This window comes from Enterococcus italicus (assembly GCF_023743875.1).
GTDB lineage: Bacteria > Bacillota > Bacilli > Lactobacillales > Enterococcaceae > Enterococcus_G > Enterococcus_G italicus.
This window is the reverse complement of the sequence record NZ_JAMRVB010000001.1, coordinates 313,599-330,968: the sequence shown is the minus strand read 5'-3', so window position 1 is coordinate 330,968 and position 17,370 is coordinate 313,599. Positions and strand designations below refer to the sequence as shown.

At 39.1% G+C, this 17,370-nt stretch carries 11 protein-coding genes; 6 read left to right on the top strand and 5 right to left on the bottom strand.

What is annotated here, in order from left to right; genetic code table 11:
- Nucleotides 1-303 precede the first annotated feature (303 nt).
- Nucleotides 304-2,094: a sigma-54-dependent Fis family transcriptional regulator gene (locus NE257_RS01555; protein ID WP_251885638.1), complete on the bottom strand. Its 1,791-nt coding sequence runs from the start codon at nucleotides 2,092-2,094 to the stop codon at nucleotides 304-306.
- Nucleotides 2,095-2,314: 220 nt separating this feature from the next.
- Between NE257_RS01555 and NE257_RS01550 the strand changes: the two genes are divergently transcribed.
- A complete protein-coding gene (locus NE257_RS01550) occupies nucleotides 2,315-3,490 on the top strand; it encodes an AI-2E family transporter (RefSeq protein ID WP_251885637.1) in 1,176 nt (391 codons plus the stop codon).
- Between the two features lie 160 nt (nucleotides 3,491-3,650).
- On the opposite strand, the gene NE257_RS01545 is transcribed toward NE257_RS01550, so the two are convergent.
- Nucleotides 3,651-5,450: a heavy metal translocating P-type ATPase gene (locus NE257_RS01545; protein ID WP_251885636.1), complete on the bottom strand. Its 1,800-nt coding sequence runs from the start codon at nucleotides 5,448-5,450 to the stop codon at nucleotides 3,651-3,653.
- Between the two features lie 311 nt (nucleotides 5,451-5,761).
- Here NE257_RS01545 and NE257_RS01540 point away from each other — a divergent pair, with 311 nt between their 5' ends.
- Both NE257_RS01540 and NE257_RS01535 read left to right on the top strand, forming a co-directional pair.
- Nucleotides 5,762-7,309, top strand: a complete 1,548-nt coding sequence (locus NE257_RS01540; RefSeq protein WP_251886434.1) for an Nramp family divalent metal transporter — start codon at nucleotides 5,762-5,764, stop codon at nucleotides 7,307-7,309.
- A gap of 10 nt (nucleotides 7,310-7,319) precedes the next feature.
- Nucleotides 7,320-7,748, top strand: a complete 429-nt coding sequence (locus tag NE257_RS01535; protein WP_251855115.1) for a universal stress protein — start codon at nucleotides 7,320-7,322, stop codon at nucleotides 7,746-7,748.
- A gap of 248 nt (nucleotides 7,749-7,996) precedes the next feature.
- Here the strand turns inward: NE257_RS01535 and NE257_RS01530 are convergent, their stop codons facing one another.
- The gene (locus NE257_RS01530; protein ID WP_007208907.1) at nucleotides 7,997-8,251 is read right to left on the bottom strand and encodes a hypothetical protein; all 255 of its coding nucleotides are present in this window, start codon (nucleotides 8,249-8,251) and stop codon (nucleotides 7,997-7,999) included.
- Nucleotides 8,252-8,378: 127 nt separating this feature from the next.
- Here NE257_RS01530 and NE257_RS01525 point away from each other — a divergent pair, with 127 nt between their 5' ends.
- A complete protein-coding gene (locus tag NE257_RS01525) occupies nucleotides 8,379-8,852 on the top strand; it encodes an Rrf2 family transcriptional regulator (protein ID WP_251851169.1) in 474 nt (157 codons plus the stop codon).
- A gap of 16 nt (nucleotides 8,853-8,868) precedes the next feature.
- Nucleotides 8,869-11,868, top strand: coding sequence for a YhgE/Pip domain-containing protein (locus NE257_RS01520; RefSeq protein ID WP_251885635.1), 3,000 nt, complete (start codon nucleotides 8,869-8,871; stop codon nucleotides 11,866-11,868).
- Nucleotides 11,869-12,154: 286 nt separating this feature from the next.
- Here NE257_RS01520 and NE257_RS01515 read toward each other — a convergent pair whose 3' ends face one another.
- Both NE257_RS01515 and NE257_RS01510 read right to left on the bottom strand, forming a co-directional pair.
- On the bottom strand, nucleotides 12,155-13,414 hold the full coding sequence (locus NE257_RS01515; RefSeq protein ID WP_251855360.1) for a CapA family protein: 1,260 nt from the start codon (nucleotides 13,412-13,414) through the stop codon (nucleotides 12,155-12,157).
- 189 nt (nucleotides 13,415-13,603) lie between these two features.
- Entirely contained in the window at nucleotides 13,604-15,178 is a 1,575-nt protein-coding gene (locus NE257_RS01510) for a flavocytochrome c (RefSeq protein WP_251885634.1), read from the bottom strand.
- 360 nt (nucleotides 15,179-15,538) lie between these two features.
- Here NE257_RS01510 and NE257_RS01505 point away from each other — a divergent pair, with 360 nt between their 5' ends.
- Complete coding sequence (locus NE257_RS01505; RefSeq protein ID WP_040366930.1) at nucleotides 15,539-17,362, top strand: APC family permease; 1,824 nt, start codon at nucleotides 15,539-15,541, stop codon at nucleotides 17,360-17,362.
- Nucleotides 17,363-17,370: the final 8 nt, after the last annotated feature.

Here is a 17,370-nt window from a genome sequence, read left to right as displayed (position 1 = left end):
AGTTGCATGCCAACTTTTTTGTGAAACCAGAGAGAACATCTCTCCTTTCACAAACCCTTGCTATACGACTGATTTACGGTGTTATGTAACAAATAACTCCGACCATATTATTAAGCTTGAAACACACATTTCGGAACCGCTTACCATCTTGAGACATATTTGCTACAAAGATCTGATACAGTTTGTCTCATTAATGAGTTTCTGAGACACAAAAAAAGAGAAGTCTCCTTCTCTTTTTTGGCTTCAAACTATTTTTTGCTTAAAAAACAAATTTCTTCTCAATTTACTTTTTTTCACAAAAATTTACCAAGACAACTCATATTTTTTTAGTTTGCGATACAGTGTTGCTCGTGAGATATTTAATGTTTCTGCTGTTTTTGTCATATTGAAATGGCTCGCTTCTAACGCTTCTTCAATCCGATGTTTTTCTGATTTTATTTTTCTAGTAAGGATAGGTTCGTAGGAATTGGTTGAACCCTGATTTAGGTAAATGCTACCTGTTTGAATTAAGGCGTTCAATTCATCCTCTGACGGTTCTGAATCAGAGTAAAATATCGCCACTCGCGATAGAAAATTATTGAACTCCCGGATGTTACCGTACCAAGGATATCCTTTGGCGACTTTTTCAATCTTCCACTTCCAATCAATTTCCCAATGATTGCTCACCATAAATCGGTCAACCAGTGGAGCAATATCCTCTAAGCGCTCTCTAAGAGGCGGAATGCGGACAGTACATACAAACAAGCGATAAAATAGATCTTCTCGGAACTTGCCTTCTAGGGTTAACTTCCGTAAATCCTTGTTACTTGCCGTAATTAAGCGAAAATCAGTCATGACCGGTTTTCCACTAATAGGGGTCACCATCTTGTCTTCTAATACACGAAGTAAAGATTGTTGCATCTTTTCCGGCATACTATCAATCTCATCTAAAAATAAGCTGCCGCCATTGGCTTGTGATAATTTTCCTTCAAACCCTTTCGCATTGGCGCCAGTAAACGCGCCTGGTGCATAGCCAAAAAGCTCACTTTCCAATAAATCCTCACTAATAGCCCCACAATTAATAGCAATCAAAGGGCCATTTTTTTGTGGACTATTTTGGTGAATGGTCTGCGATATTATTTCCTTTCCACTACCTGACTCGCCAAAAATATGAATTGGCACACTCGTTGTAGCGACCTTAATAACCTGATTCAAAAACTGTTGGTAACTCTTACTTCTAGAAGCTACACCTGGATAGGTCGGTGTGTTACCCTTTTCATTTTTCACTTGATACAATTTGTATTTGTAACCGATTAGTTGGCGATTACGTATAATACTTTCTTGATCATAAATCATTGCTGGACTAATGATTTTACGCATATCCTGCCCTATATGAAACTGATCTGCCATACTAGGCGGTACTTGAATAATGCGAAAATGCGCATCACAAAAAAGAACTTCTTCTAAAAAAGACTTTGCGTACTCTAATAAATCATTTCGTCGTTGAATGTGCCGTTTCATCAGCTGATTGGATATTTTTTGCGTCAGCATCGTCAATAGTAAAAATGAATCCTTCGCCGTCGAGTTTTGATACGTTGATATATCTAGGACTCCGAGAATTTCATTGTTTTCATCAAGAATTGGTGATGCCGCACAACTCCATTTTCTTGATGCTGCCGAGTAATGTTCTTCCAAATCAAGACACTCATCTTCTTTTGATCGCAGGGCCAGACCGATAGCATTCGTACCGACTTCTAACTCTGACCAATTACTTCCTTCACGAAAGGCAATCTCATTGGCAAAATCTCTTACTTGATAATTTCCCGTTCGCCAAATGATATTTGCTTCATTATCGGTTAGAATAAATAGTTGATTTGTTAAGTGAAACTGTTTTTCAATGCGACTTAATTCCGCTTTAACAAGTTGGATGAGTTCTTGATTCTCTTGCTGCTTCGTTGTTAAGTCACTTGCAGTTAAAATTTTTGGTGGTTTGACTAAAAAAGGATCCACATGGTTTTGTAAACAGAATTGCCATGAATTAGCTATTTTTGATGGAAGCTGCGTTAGGACTCTCGTTTCTCCTTGTACAAACTGCTTCCAAATTTGTTTTTCCATCTAATCATCTCCTTTAATCCTTTACACTATTATACAACAAGATTGTGAAATAAAAAAAAGAAGTCTATCTGCCCTTAAATTCTGTCAATCGAGATGGATTCACTAAGCCTTTTTCTTTTATTTCAGTCTAAAGTCTGTTTTTCCCCCCTTGCTGCCGTCTTCTTTTTTACATCTTTCCAAAAAAAAGTTATACTTTTTTTAAAGACTAGGAGGGGGAAATTTGGAAGAGAAGAAGCACCGTTGGATTGAATTTTTAGGAGGAAAGAATTTACTATTTACTTGTACCTCAGTTTTATTAATTGGGGCGTGTATTTGGGTATTATCTAAAATCTCTTTTTTTTTCACACCATTTGCGATTATTTTATTTGCTATTTTACCACCAGCTATTTTTGCGATTGTTTTGTATTATATGTTTCATCCGCTAGTTCATCAGCTTGAGAGGTTTCTACCTCGAATTTGGGCAGTATCGTTACTCTTTTTAGCGGTCATTGCTTTATTGGTCTTAGGAGGGGTACTTATCTTTCCAAGTATTCAAGAACAGTTGCACCAATTAATTGACGAATTTCCAACAATTTTTTCAGATGTGCAACAGCTTGTACAAAACTTTTTTGCCAAGACACCATTTGCTGACGCCATCAACCAATCACAAAGTTCACTTAACGAAGTTTGGTCAAAAGTTGGTAACTTTTTAGAAAACTATCTTCAAAAAGGAGCACAAGGAGTTGGTAGTGTCTTTTCAGCGGTTTCGACAACTCTGATTACATTGGTCACCGGACCGATCATTGCCTTCTTCTTATTAAAAGACAATCATCACTTCTATGAAACAAGTAAAAAAATCTTGCCACCAGTCATGCGAAAAGATTCTGATGAAATTGCCCAAATTGTCAACCAACAAATCGGGGCATACTTAAAAGGACAAATTATTTTATCAGTCATCTTAGGTATTATGTATTGGCCGTTTTTTTTACTGATTGGATTACCTTTTTCAGGTATTTTAGCGATTGCTGCCGGTATTTTGTGTATCATTCCTTATATCGGACCATTTGTTGTCTTTTTACCTGGATTGATTATCGCTTTACAAGTTTCTTGGATGATGGCCATCAAATTTTTGATTGTCTGGTTTGCTGTCCAAGCTGTCCATGGTCATTTAGTCGTCCCTAGAGTCATGGGGGACAAATTACAAATTCATCCCGTTACGATTATTTTTGTACTATTAGTAATGGCTGAGTTATTTGGCTTAGTTGGTGTAATTTTTGGTATCCCAATCTATTGCCTCATAAAAGTGCTCGTAATATATCTGTTCCGTCGCTTCAAACGGCGCTACAACCGCTTCTATGGCGAAAAAGGACGGTATGAAGAAACCGAGTTTTCTAAAGATGATTATTTAAAAGAATAACAAAAGCTGATCTATAGGGCGTTGGCGCACATCTACTTAAGCTATATAATAGATCGTAAGCCCCGAATGAACTAAAAAGCCAGAAAATCCAAATGTTTTAGAACCAACTGCCGGATTTTCTGGTTTTTTGTCGCTGAATCATTCTATCTCAGTCTCTTTACTATTTTGTATCATTTCGTGCTCGTAAAGCCGATAAAATCGCAACCGTATCTATCACTTCTTGTAAAGCCGCCCCTAATAATGTTGGAATGATCCCAAAACTAGCTATTACCATTAATACACAACAAATAATGATACCAATCAATACTGATTGTTTCGCTACGACCATTGTTCGTTTGGCAATGTCTCTTGCTTGAGCTACTTTAGCCAAATCATCTTTCAATATAACAATATCTGCACTTTCACTGGCAGCTGTCGAACCATGCGCCCCCATCGCTATTCCGACGTCCGCAACGGAAAGAGCTGGAGCATCATTTACTCCATCACCTACCATGACTGTTGGTCTAAGTGGCGCTGGAATTTCTTGAATATAGGCGATTTTATCTTGCGGTAGACAATTAGCATGCACCACATCAATTCCTACTTGGTCTGCAATGCTATCTGCCACTTCTTGCTTATCTCCTGTTAATAAATGGATACTCTCTACTCCTCCCGCCTTTAGCATTTGCATCGTTTCCTTTGCCTCTTGACGGACTTGATCTTTCATAGTCACATGTCCTATCATGACACCATTCACAGCAACAAAGACCGCGACTTCGTTTGTTAAGCGATGGACATCTTTCTTCCCTACGAAGGTCGATTTACCTACTTTTACTTCGTTTCCTTCAATAAAGCATACAACACCCTGGCCAGTCACTTCTTCCAAATCTTTCACTGGCAATAATGCCACACCTTTTTCTTTGGCTTCCCGAACAATGGAGCGTGCAATGACATGTCCCGATTCTTGCTCCGCACTGGCTACGAGTTGTAAAAATGTTTTTTCCGTATAACCACTCGTATAAGATAATTGATCAATGTAGAGCGCTCCTTCTGTTATTGTCCCCGTCTTATCAAATGAAAAGCTTTTAGCGGTTGCAAGTTTTTCGATGGTTGTCCCATTTTTCACTACGATACCATTGCGGCTAGACCGACTCATTCCTGCGACTAGCGCAATCGGAGCAGCTAAGATTAAAGGACACGGTGATGCGACTACTAGGACTTCTGCAAAGCGTACCGGATCTTTAGAGAAAAACCATGCCAAACCACCAATCAAATACGCAATAATCGTGAAAGGCACCGCATACCGATCTGCTAAACGAACAAAATTGGCCGGTTTTTGAGCCGATTCTTTTACTAATTTGACCAATAATTGGTATTGACTGTCAGCGGCTACTTTAGTTACTTTAAACCGAAATGCTTGATCACCATTTAGCGACCCTGACATCACTTCATCGCCAATTCCTTTTTCAACCGGTAATGACTCACCTGTTAAAGAAGATTCATCCAACGTCGTCCGACCTTCTTTAATCACACCATCCACCGGGACAAGCTCACCTGGTTTAACTAAGACAAGCTCACCGAGTTGCACCGTCTCAGCTTTGCAATCAATGATTTCCGCTCCCTTAATCACATGAGCAAGTTGAGGGGAATGGCTTAACAATTCTTGTAATTCTTTACTAGCTTGTCGGCTAGCATAATCTTCTAGACTATCTCCCCCTGTAAGCATAATTAGCACAACTAAACTAGCCCAATATTGACCGACCGCCAATGTCGCTACAATGGCAGTAATGGCTAAAATATCCACACCGTATTTTCCCGAACGCAGTGTAGCAATCATGTCAATCAACATTTGAATGGCAATTAACCCACCCGTAATCGCTACAATCATATAAGCTATTGCCGGATTTTTGAAAAGAAACTCAGCTAGTAATGCTGCGAAACCGATTGTTAAAGTTAGAATAAATCGTTGGTAATTTTTCATTGTTCTCCTCCTTTATTTCACAAAAAGAGTATAGCACCACAACTTTTCAAATGATAATATAATCCTCTAATTGATAACGATAATCAGATGCAACTATCATAATTCTATTTTATATTATATTTATTTCAATTTAATACGTTAATCCACTAAGTAATTAGAGTTAAATATCGATTCGCCTATCATTTTTTTTAGGCATTCCGAAAAAAATCCTTTTCTTTTTTTCATTTGAGGTGTAAACTAACGTTGAAAAGAAATGAAAGGTGGTTATCTTCTTGAGTAAAAATGAAAATCATGCTCATAAGCACAAGTTGATGGAACACGCCAATGGTCCATCACTTGAGGAAATAAATGGGACAGTCGTTGTTCCTAAAGGTATGGGATTTTGGAAAACATTGTTCGCATACTCGGGGCCGGGTGCACTTGTGGCAGTCGGCTACATGGATCCGGGAAACTGGTCCACTTCTATTACTGGCGGTCAAAATTTTCAATACCTATTAATGTCGGTGATCTTAATGTCTAGCTTGATTGCTATGCTGTTACAATACATGGCAGCTAAACTAGGAATCGTCACTCAGATGGACTTAGCACAAGCGATTCGAGCGCGTACGAGCAAATCATTAGGTATTATTTTGTGGATTTTAACTGAATTAGCGATTATGGCCACAGATATTGCCGAGGTTATCGGGGCAGCTATTGCCTTATACCTACTATTTGATATTCCCTTATTGTATGCTGTTTTTATTACTGTCTTTGATGTCTTGTTGCTTTTATTGTTGACAAAAGTCGGATTTCGTAAGATCGAAGCAATCGTAGTTTGTTTGATTTTTGTCATTCTTTTTGTCTTTGTCTATCAAGTTGCTCTATCAAATCCAGATTGGGCTGCGGTGATGAAAGGCTTTATTCCAACAAGTGAAACGTTCTCTTCATCAAAAAGTATCGGCGGTCAAACTCCTCTAACAGGGGCCTTAGGAATTATTGGAGCGACTGTGATGCCTCATAATTTGTATTTACATTCGGCTGTTTCTCAAACACGTGCTATTGATCATAGCGACGAAGATGTTGTTGCCGAAGCAGTTCGCTTTACCACATGGGACTCTAATATTCAATTAACAATGGCTTTCTTTGTTAACTCGTTACTTCTTATTATGGGTGTTGCAGTATTTAAAACTGGCGCTGTCCAAGATCCATCCTTCTTTGGATTGTATGAAGCCTTATCTGATCCTTCAACTTTAAGTAATGGTATCCTAGTTCAGGTAGCGAAATCTGGTTTATTGTCTACTCTCTTTGCAGTTGCGCTACTTGCATCTGGTCAAAATTCTACGATTACTGGTACCTTGACAGGACAAGTAATCATGGAAGGTTTCATTCATATGAAAATGCCGATTTGGTTACGGCGCCTTGTTACTCGTTTAATCTCGGTGATTCCGGTCTTAGTCTGTGTGGCGTTAACCAGTGGTAAATCGGCTATTGAAGAACATACTGCGTTAAATACGTTAATGAATAATTCTCAAGTCTTTCTAGCTTTTGCCTTACCATTCTCAATGGTCCCACTGCTCATGATGACGGATAGTAGTCTTGAAATGGGTGATCGTTTCAAAAACTCATGGATCATTCGCTTATTAGGTTGGATTTCAGTCATCGGATTAACATATTTAAATCTAATCGGATTGCCCGGACAAATTGAAGGATTCTTTGGTGACAACGCAAGTAAAACAGATCTTGTCATTGCAGATAGCATTGCCTACTTTACGATAGCTATTGTGCTTCTTTTGTTGGCATGGACAGTTTATGACCTATATAAGGGAAACAAAAAATTAAATGCGCGCATTCAATTAAATAATATGCGTGAAACGGAGTAGGAGGAGCAATATGTATGCGTTCAAACGAATTTTAGTTGGTGTGGAAGAGTCAGAAGATGCGTTAAAAGCCTTCAATTATGCTGTCCATCGCGCGAAACTAGAAGACTCTTCGCTTATCATCGCACTCGTTTTAGAAAACGAAGACATTAATACGTATGAAATTCTGGATAAGACCTTTTTAAAGAACGCTCGAGAAAAATTAATTCGCCAAGGTGAAACTTACCGCTCTTATGCAAAAGAGCAAGGACTAACAGATGTGGAAGTTCTCATTGGTCAAGGAAACCCGGGTGAAGTCATTGTCAAAGAATTTATTCCAATTTCAAAGGCTGATTTATTAATCATTGGTTCAAAATCACGTAACCCTATCCGGAAATACCTAGGCACACAGGCTAGTTACATGGCGAAAAATGCGACAATTTCTGTTTTAGTATATCGTTAAAAAGAGGCGGAGATAGAATTATTCATCTACGAGCAAAAAGACCAGAAAATCCAAAAGTATTAAAAAAACTTTTGGATTTTCTGGTCTTGTCGTCGTAGGAGCTATTCGCTCTTGTCACTACCTCTTTAAACGGTGTTCAATAGCAGCTCTCTCGACAATAACTCATAAATTACCGGAAATTTGAAAATCAATTTTCGTAATTTCTGCTCTTATTGCTCGGAGCTATTCGCTCTTGTCACTACCTCTATTTATTGAAGATAGATATACAAACGAATTCTCAGTCGATTGCCAAAGCGAAAGGCCCCGATACAACCGACAATCGCTAACAACCATCGTAGATATGGATGTTCAAACTTAACGAGACTACCAATTAACAAATACATCGCCAACAGAAATAGCACCAAATCCCCTAAAAAATAGCACAATTTTATCCCTCTTGATTCATGCGAAATTTTCTCAATCTTTTGCTGCTCCCAACGATCCCTTTCCACATAACTTTTCATTTCAACACTTCCTTAGAAATTTACACTTTTTTGTTGCTCTTTTTCTGAAAATGGTATACTATGCATTGTGGATATAAAAAGTCTATAAAAGATATTGTACATCCATTATATAGTGGGAGGTGATTGAATGCAACTAACAAAAGCATTTGAACAAGGTGTTTGTGTAATGGCCATGTTAACAACTCAGATGCCAAGTATTCCGGTAGCGTCAGCAACGATTCACCAACGATTAGGTACTTCACCAACCTATACGCAAAAAATCGTTCGTAAATTGGTAGTTTCTGGTTTAGCTACCTCTGTATCTGGCCAAGGCGGTGGTTTTTGCTTGGCAAGAGCGTCAAAAGATATCTCTTGTCTAGATGTTGTGGAAGCCATTGAGGGAAAAGTCGTTACCTTTCCTGATTCACAATTGCTCCATCATACCTTTGCAAACTCCAGTCGCTTGGTGAATCTAGCTACGGCAAATTCCGTTGTTTACCAAGCATTTGCAAAAGCTGATGATCAATGGCGCAATGCTTTAGCGAATGTATCGATTGCCGATATTATCCACGATTCCTTACATGGGGAAAAATTAACCTTTGTAAATTGGAATGATTTATAAGAATTTTAGGGGGCGCATGTTTTTGATAAAGAAAGAATTTAAGAAAATTTGGCAAAACAAACTTTTATTTGTAACAGTAATTGTGGTCTCGTTGATTCCAATTCTCTATGCGAGTGTCTTTTTAAAGTCGATTTGGGATCCCTATGGCAACATGAGTGAACTTCCTGTTGCTGTCGTCAACTTGGACCAGTCCGTTGATTTTCAAGGGAAGACGTTAAGTGTCGGTAGTGAACTAGTCGACAACTTGAAGAAAAATGATGATTTGGGATGGCATTTTGTTTCGAAGGATGCTGCAAAACAAGGGTTAAAAGACCGTAAATATTATATGGTTGTCACAATACCAAAGGATTTCTCTAAAAATGCTTCCACCGTTTTAGATAGCGATCCGGAAAAAATGAATTTAAAATATGAAACAAACGCTGGTGTCAACTATCTTGGTGAAGTAGTTAGTGACAATGCAATGAAACAACTCAAAGCACAAGTTAGTGAAAAAGTAACCAAGTCTTATGCTATGGCTATAATTTCTACTATTAATGAATTAGGAAAAGGAATGAATACAGCAGCTAAAGGCTCAGAAAAATTAAATGATGGTGCCAATCAGGTGAATACTGGTGTTGGTACATTAGCTGAGAGTGTACCAACCTTGGCAGATGGTGTCAGCCAACTCGATAACGGCGCCGGCTCGTTAAAATCCGGTGTTAGTCAATACACAGCTGGTGTAGCCCAAGTTGCAGATGGTAGCAATCAATTGAATAACGGTGTTGGTCAACTAACTAGCCAACTACCAACTTTAACAAATGGCTTGAGTGCATTAGGTACTGGTGCAAATAGTCTTTCTTCTGGATTAACGACTTATACAAATGGTGTGGCTCAAGTTGCTAGTGGTAGTACGAAGCTAAACACTGGCGTCGGTCAACTAACCAGCCAACTTCCTACTCTTACCAGCGGACTTAGTGCGTTAGGTACTGGTGCGAATAGTCTTTCTTCTGGATTAACGACTTATACAAATGGTGTGGCTCAAGTTGCTAGTGGCAATGAACAACTAGCTGAACAAGTACCAGCATTAGTTGATGGCATTTCACAACTAACTGACGGTGCGAATAAACTAGCAAAAAGTCTTAGTATAGTCAGTTTGTCAGAAACAGATAAAAATAATCTTCTAACTTATGTTACTGGTGTCCAAACGTATCTAAACACAGTCAATGGTGCACTTGCAAATGCCGACCTATCTCAACTATCAAATATTAGTCAGCTAGAGTCTTCTTTTGAAGGTGTCGCAACCAATTTAACAAATGTTGGCACGAACTTAGCCGCTATTCAAAACGGTCTTGAAGTAGCAACAACTGTGGATGTGAAATCTAATACGACAGCCGTTGTTACTGCCCTTACACAAAGTGGGGTTACATTAACAGCTGACCAACAAGCGGCTGTAGCTAATTCTTTAGCTTCAAATGCAGCCAATAGCCAAGTGCTCGCACTTGTGAAAGAACAATTGACAGCAGCTAGTACAAATCTAACTAGTGTCAAACAAACATTAACAGCCATTCAATCTTCATTTGGTAGCATTGATACCTCTTCATTGAATCAATTAAGTACCCTAAAAGCTAGTACAAGTCAATTAGCAGCTGGTACAGATAGTGCTACTGCTGGTTTAACACAAGTCATTAACGGACTTTACTCAGTTGCAACTGATGGCGTACCTGCTGTCAATCAACTTTCGACTGGTTTAACCCAACTAAATGGAAAAACAGCTAGTTTGACTAAAGCAGTCAATGAATTAGCAGCCGGTGGGAAACAATTAGTATCCAATAGCTCACAATTAACAAGTGGGGCGAGCCAACTTGCGATTGGCCTCCAAACTGTCAACGACAAAACACCTACTTTGACGAGCGGCGTTTCTCAATTAGCTGATGGTATTTCCTCTTTAGCTAATGGTGCCAATACGTTGAATGATAACTCTAGTCAATTAACAAGTGGGGCCAATCAATTAGCGAATGGGTTAAACACAGTCAATGAAAAGACGCCTGCACTAGCTTCAGGTGTAAACCAATTGGCGAACGGTGTCTCAACCTTGGCGAATGGTGCAAACACGTTAAACAGTAAATCAGGCGAATTAAATGATGGTACTGCTAAACTTGCCGATGGTTTAGATACATTGAATGGTAAAATTCCATCGCTTTCTTCTGGCGTATTAAAACTAAAAGATGGTACGGGTCAATTAGCAGATGGTACCAATGAATTAGCAACCAAATTAAAAGATGGTTCAGCGAAAATCAATGATCTTTCACTTGGCGACAAAAATGCAGAAATGATTGCAAATCCAGCTAAAGAAACACAAACGAAATATAGTAGCGTGCCAAACTATGGTCATGCCTTAGCACCATACTTTATGAGTGTTTCACTGTTCGTCGGATCACTAGTCTTTAACTTCGTCTATCCAATCCGCAAAATTGCCAATCGAAAAGGTGCCTCCGCTGCTCAATGGTTCCGTAGTAAAGTAACAATTGGTGGTTTAGTCGCTACAACAATGGCACTTGTGATTGGAACAGTTATGCAAATGATTGGCTTGACTGTATCTAACCAATGGCAATTCTATGGGATTTTACTTGCAACAGCTTGGGTCAATATGTTCTTGATTATGTTCTTAGCCATGAGCTTTGATAACCCAGGTCGCTTCATCGCTGTCTTATTACTAGTTGTTCAATTAGGATCAGCGGGTGGTGTCTTCCCAATGGAGATTACAAGTCGCTTCTACAATATCGTTCATCCATATATTCCAATGACTTATTCGATTTATGGTTTACGACAATCCATTTCGACTGGTTTAGGTAATGAACTTTATAATCAATCCTTACTCATCTTAGTTGTGTTAATTATCGCTTTACTGGCTCTTTTACGCTTATCAATGCAAATTCTATTCAAACGTGGACTAGCTGGCTATTCACAATTACACAATACCCAAAAACTATTAGATGACGATTATATGAACAAACGTGAAAAATATACATTGTGGTAAAAAGGTTATGACAAACGCGTTTAGCTCTTAGCAATACGTACAGAAATTCCGAAAATTGTTTCTCAAATTTTTGAGAATTTTTGACTTATTGTCTAGAGAGCTGCGTTTGGAATACCGTCTAAAAAGGTTATGACAAACGCGTTTAGCTCTTAGCAATAAGTGCAGAAATTCAGAAAATTGTTTCTCAAATTTTTGAGAATTTTGACTTATTGTCTAGAGAGCTGCGTTTGGAATACCGTCTACCAATACGAAAAGGAGTGTGACAGTTTTTTGTCACACTCCTTTTTTAAAATTGGATATTCAGTAAATCCATTACTTCATGGTACCCTTGCTCAATACGTTGTTGCTTTTCTGTAGACACTTGATCGGCATACTTGCCACCAGTCAGATAATCTTCTGCTAAAAATACTTGGTAATCATATGCTTGATAACCTGAAAACGTACGATTAATCGGTTCACGTGAAACCCATGTCGGATGCGCCTCGACTTTCGTTAAAACAGTTTTGTCGCCAGTTTTCTGCACATCGACGGCCATAATCACGCCTCGTTCAGTCCAATAGTTTTCGAGTGTTTCATATCTTTGATTGGAGAGTAAATTACCCATGGAATAAATAATGAACTTCTTTTCTCCATCTTTCGTGATGGTTTCTGTTGGTTCAACAACGTGCGGATGACCGCCAAAAACAATATCAGCACCCCAGTCGACCATTTGACGATACGTCGTTTGTTGCTCCTCTGTCGGCTCTAGATTGTATTCCACCCCTGATTGCGGCATAACAACAGTCAGATCAGCGATTTTTTCCGCTTGCTTAATCTCTGCTTCAACTTTTTCCATCGTTAAATCCTTTAAGTAATAGTCATAGTCTTCTTTACTTAGCGTCGCTTCAATGCCGTTAAAACCATAGCTATAGCCTAAAATGGCCACTTTAATGCCGTTGACGTTTTTTACTAGGATTTCATCTTTATCTGTCGTCTTCACACCAAATGGGTCCATACCAGCCTTTTTAAAGGCATCGTATGTGTAAACTAATCCTTCAATTCCTGTATCTAAAATATGATTATGGGCTAAATCAATGGCATCATATCCCGCATTTTTAATGCTTTCAACTACTTCTTCTGGTGCATTAAAGATAGGATATCCTGCTAGTTCACGATTGGGATTGATTGTGCCTTCAAAATCTCCCAGAGCCAAGTCAGCTGATGAGACTAAGGGCGTAATTTGCTCATAATCATTTGAAAAATCATATTTCTCACCATCAAACGCACTACCATACACCCCATCATGATACAACATATCCCCACTTGCCATGATGGTGATTGACTGAGTTTGCTCGCTCTGATTGTCTTTGCCTGTTGTTTTTTTGGTTGTAGGTGTACGCTTCGTTGTCGCCGTCGCTTGTGACTGGTTTGTTTTCTTCGTTGGTTGATTGGTCACCAACAAATAGCTACCAAAAACACTGGCAACTACCCCTCCTGTGAGAATAATAAGAAGCATTTTCTGTCTTTTTTTCTTTTGTTGCCGTTGTGTAAATTCCTTTCGGTTCATCCCTTTCCCCCCAAATTCTTTTTGAAACTGAGTGACGCCTCAAACCTAGTTACGTTCCTTCTATCTATTTATTATACCAGTTCTTAGTGGTTTACTACCAAAAAATCCAGTAAAAATGAATTGTTGCCAATCAAAAGCCCCCACTCTACAAACATGTAAAGTGGGGGCTTGATATATAGGAAGCCTTGCTTATTTCTGTTCTTTTGCGTATGCTGCGGCTTGTTGTCCTGCTTGACGACCGAAAATGACGATTTCAGCTACTGAATTCCCGCCGATTCGATTTTGTCCATGTAATCCGCCTGTCACTTCTCCAGCAGCATAGAGACCTGTAATTGGTTTGTTTTCCTTATTTATGACTTGAGTCTTCGTATTAATCTTCACACCACCCATTGTATAGTGGATTCCTGGTGCAATCTTAATGGCATAGTAATTTGCTTGATCTAATGGGTTATCCATTCCAGTTGTTCGTTGGAAGGCTGTGTCATTTTTTGAAGCAACTGCTTGATTCCAAGAGGTTACGGCATTTTCTAAATTACTAGCAGAAACGTTTATTTTGTCAGCTAGCTCTTTAATCGTTGCCCCTTCAGTTACATAGCCTTGTTTCGCATAAAACTCAATGGCTGTTGCACGTGATCGAACACCTTGATCAAAAATAAGGTACGCATATTTGCCTGATTGTTCATTGATGGCATTTGAAACCTTGTCACGGGTATCCAATTCATTGACAAAGCGGTTGCCTTCGCCATTCACAAGAATTGCTCCTTCTCCTCGGACTGCTTCACCAATCAAAATACCTTTATCTTGTTGTACGGTTGGATGAATTTGGATTTGATCCATATCCACCGTTTGGCCTCCAAGCTTTTCAATCATCTTGATACCATCGCCAGTGCTACCAACTTGATTCGTTGTCACATAATTTTTTAGGTCTGGTCGATATTTTTCAATTAATTCTTTGCTTGCTCCAAACCCACCTGTTGTAACCACGACAGCTTTGCCTTTAATGGTGCGTGCTTTTTCACCTTGAACCTGTGCAGTCACTCCATTAACCACACCATCTTTTTCGTGAATTTTTGTCACATCGGTGTTTACGAAAATAGGAATGTCACGTTTCGCAACGTTTTCCATCAATCCTTTGACTAAATAGCCCCCAATTGCGGAACCATCTGAAGGACGATGCGTACGTTTGACACTCATCCCACCCGTGATTGTTAAGTTGTCTAATTTAATGCCAATCCCATCTAACCAATCAATCGCATCCGCTGAATGGTCAACAAAATAACGTAGCATTTCTTTATCGTTTGTTCCATGACCCCCTTTTAGCGTTTCTTCATAAAAGGCATCATTACTATCAGTAATTCCTTGTTCTTTTTGGAATTTTGTATTGGAAGCATTCATTCCACTTGATGATTTTGAAGTATTTCCCCCTGCAATGGGCATTTTTTCTAGAATAACTGGATTTAAACCAGCATCTTTTGCCTCAATCGCCGCTGTCATTCCTGCGCCGCCTGCGCCAATGATAACAACATCATAAGAGCTTTTTAATTTTCTAGGATCCGTGTAAGGGGTACTTTCTTCTGATGCGCCCGCTGATTCCCCTGATTCTTTTTTGGACGCGCTCGAAGTAACGTCTTCTTCGCCTTTTTTGGTTTCCTCTGTTTTTTGTTGCTCTCCTCTTGGTGCATCGGCTTTAAAAACTGCACAACCAGAAACACCTAGGCCTAATAACGCCAATGTTACCAAGCTTAAAATTTTTTTCTTTTTCATTTATCTCTACCCTTTCCTTCTCTTCCCTATAATTTTCCCACTTCTACTGTATCAAAGAGATTGTGAAATTTCAATCAATTTTCTAGCATTATGATAGGAAAATGAAAAGAAAAATCAATAAAACGCTTCATTTTAATTGTGATTTAATCAACTTTTCAATCAATTGCTTGCTTTTATTCTTCTCAAGCTGGCCTTCGAATCAAAAGATTTTATGCAAAAGAACGAAATTGTCTAACCATCAAAAGAAAACGGCTGAATTTAGTTGACTTTTTTATCTTTGAGCACTAATATACAATTTTGATTGGTCTTTTTTGCAATCGATTTTGAAAGGTTTTTCTTTCATTTGGGAGGAATGTTTTTGTGAATATGTTGAAAAGGTTATTGGTGGGGAAACCGCTAAAATCCGCAGAAAACGATGGTCAAAAGCTCAATCGTTTCGCTGCCTTGGCCCTGTTGTCTTCTGATGCCTTGTCTTCGATTGCTTATGGGACAGAACAGATTGTCGTGGTTTTAGTCGCATTGTCTTCTGCAGCGATCTGGTACTCGTTACCGATTGCGGCTTTTGTGATTATTTTGCTCGTCTCTTTGACGTTGTCCTATCGCCAAATTATCCATGCGTATCCTCATGGCGGAGGCGCGTATGTCGTTAGTAGTGAAAACTTGGGAAAAAACGCTGGGCTAATTGCTGGGGGGTCTTTACTTGTCGACTATATGCTGACAGTAGCCGTGTCCGTATCGGCAGGGGCAGAAGCCATTATTTCTGCTATACCCGCTTTGTCTGCTCACCAAGTAGCAATCTCGGTCTTTATCGTGTTACTTATTATGATGATGAATTTACGTGGTCTACGAGAGTCTGCTAGTTTTTTGATGGTTCCAGTCTATACGTTTATCTCAGTTATTACATTGTTAATTATTTATGGACTATTTCAAATTTTGACTGGTCATGCGCCTTTCCATGCTACAGCGGCGATTGGTACAGCTGTTCCTGGAGTGACCGTGGCTTTAATCTTACGGGCTTTCTCTTCTGGTTCATCTTCTCTGACTGGGGTAGAGGCCATCAGTAATGCCGTACCATTTTTCAAACGCCCACGGGCAAAAAATGCGTCTAGTACCTTAGCAATGATGGCTACGATTCTAGGATTCTTCTTCGTAGGTATTACCTTTATTAACTACTGGTATGGTATCGTACCTGAAGCCGAAGTCACCGTCCTATCACAAATTGGGAAAGCCGTATTTGGTTCTGGTTTTATGTTTTATTTGTTGCAATTTTCAACTGCCCTCATTTTAGCTGTCGCTGCGAATACCGGATTTTCTGCTTTTCCGGTCTTGGCCTACAATCTATCAAAAGATAAATTTATGCCCCATATGTATCAAGATCGCGGGGATCGCTTAGGGTATTCTAATGGGATTATTACCCTTGCTTTAGGCTCAATCGTATTGCTCTTTATTTTCCAAGGATCAACTGAACGCTTGATTCCACTTTATTCCATTGGCGTGTTTACGCCTTTTGCCTTATCGCAAACGGGAATGGTCATTAAATGGAAACGCGAAGGAGAAAAATGGTTCCGTAAGTCTATCGCAAATATTAGCGGTGCGTTCATTTCTTATGCCATTATTGCAATTCTCTTTGTATATCGTTTAGCTGATATTTGGCCTTATTTTATCATTATGCCGATTTTGCTTTTTATTTTCTATAAGATAAATGACCACTATAAAAATGTAGCTGAGCAGTTACGCTTGGCTCCTGAAGTAGAATTACACGATTACGCTGGAAATACTGTCATTGTTTTAGTCGGAAATGTCACGCAAGTAAATATCGGTGCCTTAAACTATGCTCGTTCGATTGGTGATTATGTCGTGGCGATGCATGTATCTTTAGATGAAGACTTGAAAAAAGAGCAAGAAATCGAACGGGAATTCAAGCAACACTTTCCTGATGTGCGCTTCTCGGTCGTTCACTCTTCATACCGCTCCATCGAGACACCGATTGTCCGTTATGTTGAACGCGTTAGTAACCGTGCAAGCCAGCAAAACTACACAACAACTGTTCTAATTCCTCAGTTTGTTCCAAATAAACGTTGGCAAAATATTCTTCATAATCAAACGAGCTTGCGGTTGCGCTTGCGGTTAGCGACACGTAAAAATATTATTTTAGCAATATATAGTTATAATCTAGAAAAATAAAAAAGAGT

Coding starts and splice junctions, on each gene's coding strand:
- NE257_RS01555 (WP_251885638.1), bottom strand. CDS start 2,094: ATGGAAAAACAAATTTGGAAGCAGTTTGTACAAGGAGAAACGAGAGTC.
- NE257_RS01545 (WP_251885636.1), bottom strand. CDS start 5,450: ATGAAAAATTACCAACGATTTATTCTAACTTTAACAATCGGTTTCGCA.
- NE257_RS01540 (WP_251886434.1), top strand. CDS start 5,762: ATGGAACACGCCAATGGTCCATCACTTGAGGAAATAAATGGGACAGTC.
- NE257_RS01535 (WP_251855115.1), top strand. CDS start 7,320: ATGTATGCGTTCAAACGAATTTTAGTTGGTGTGGAAGAGTCAGAAGAT.
- NE257_RS01530 (WP_007208907.1), bottom strand. CDS start 8,251: ATGAAAAGTTATGTGGAAAGGGATCGTTGGGAGCAGCAAAAGATTGAG.
- NE257_RS01525 (WP_251851169.1), top strand. CDS start 8,379: ATGCAACTAACAAAAGCATTTGAACAAGGTGTTTGTGTAATGGCCATG.
- NE257_RS01520 (WP_251885635.1), top strand. CDS start 8,869: ATGTTTTTGATAAAGAAAGAATTTAAGAAAATTTGGCAAAACAAACTT.
- NE257_RS01515 (WP_251855360.1), bottom strand. CDS start 13,414: ATGAACCGAAAGGAATTTACACAACGGCAACAAAAGAAAAAAAGACAG.
- NE257_RS01510 (WP_251885634.1), bottom strand. CDS start 15,178: ATGAAAAAGAAAAAAATTTTAAGCTTGGTAACATTGGCGTTATTAGGC.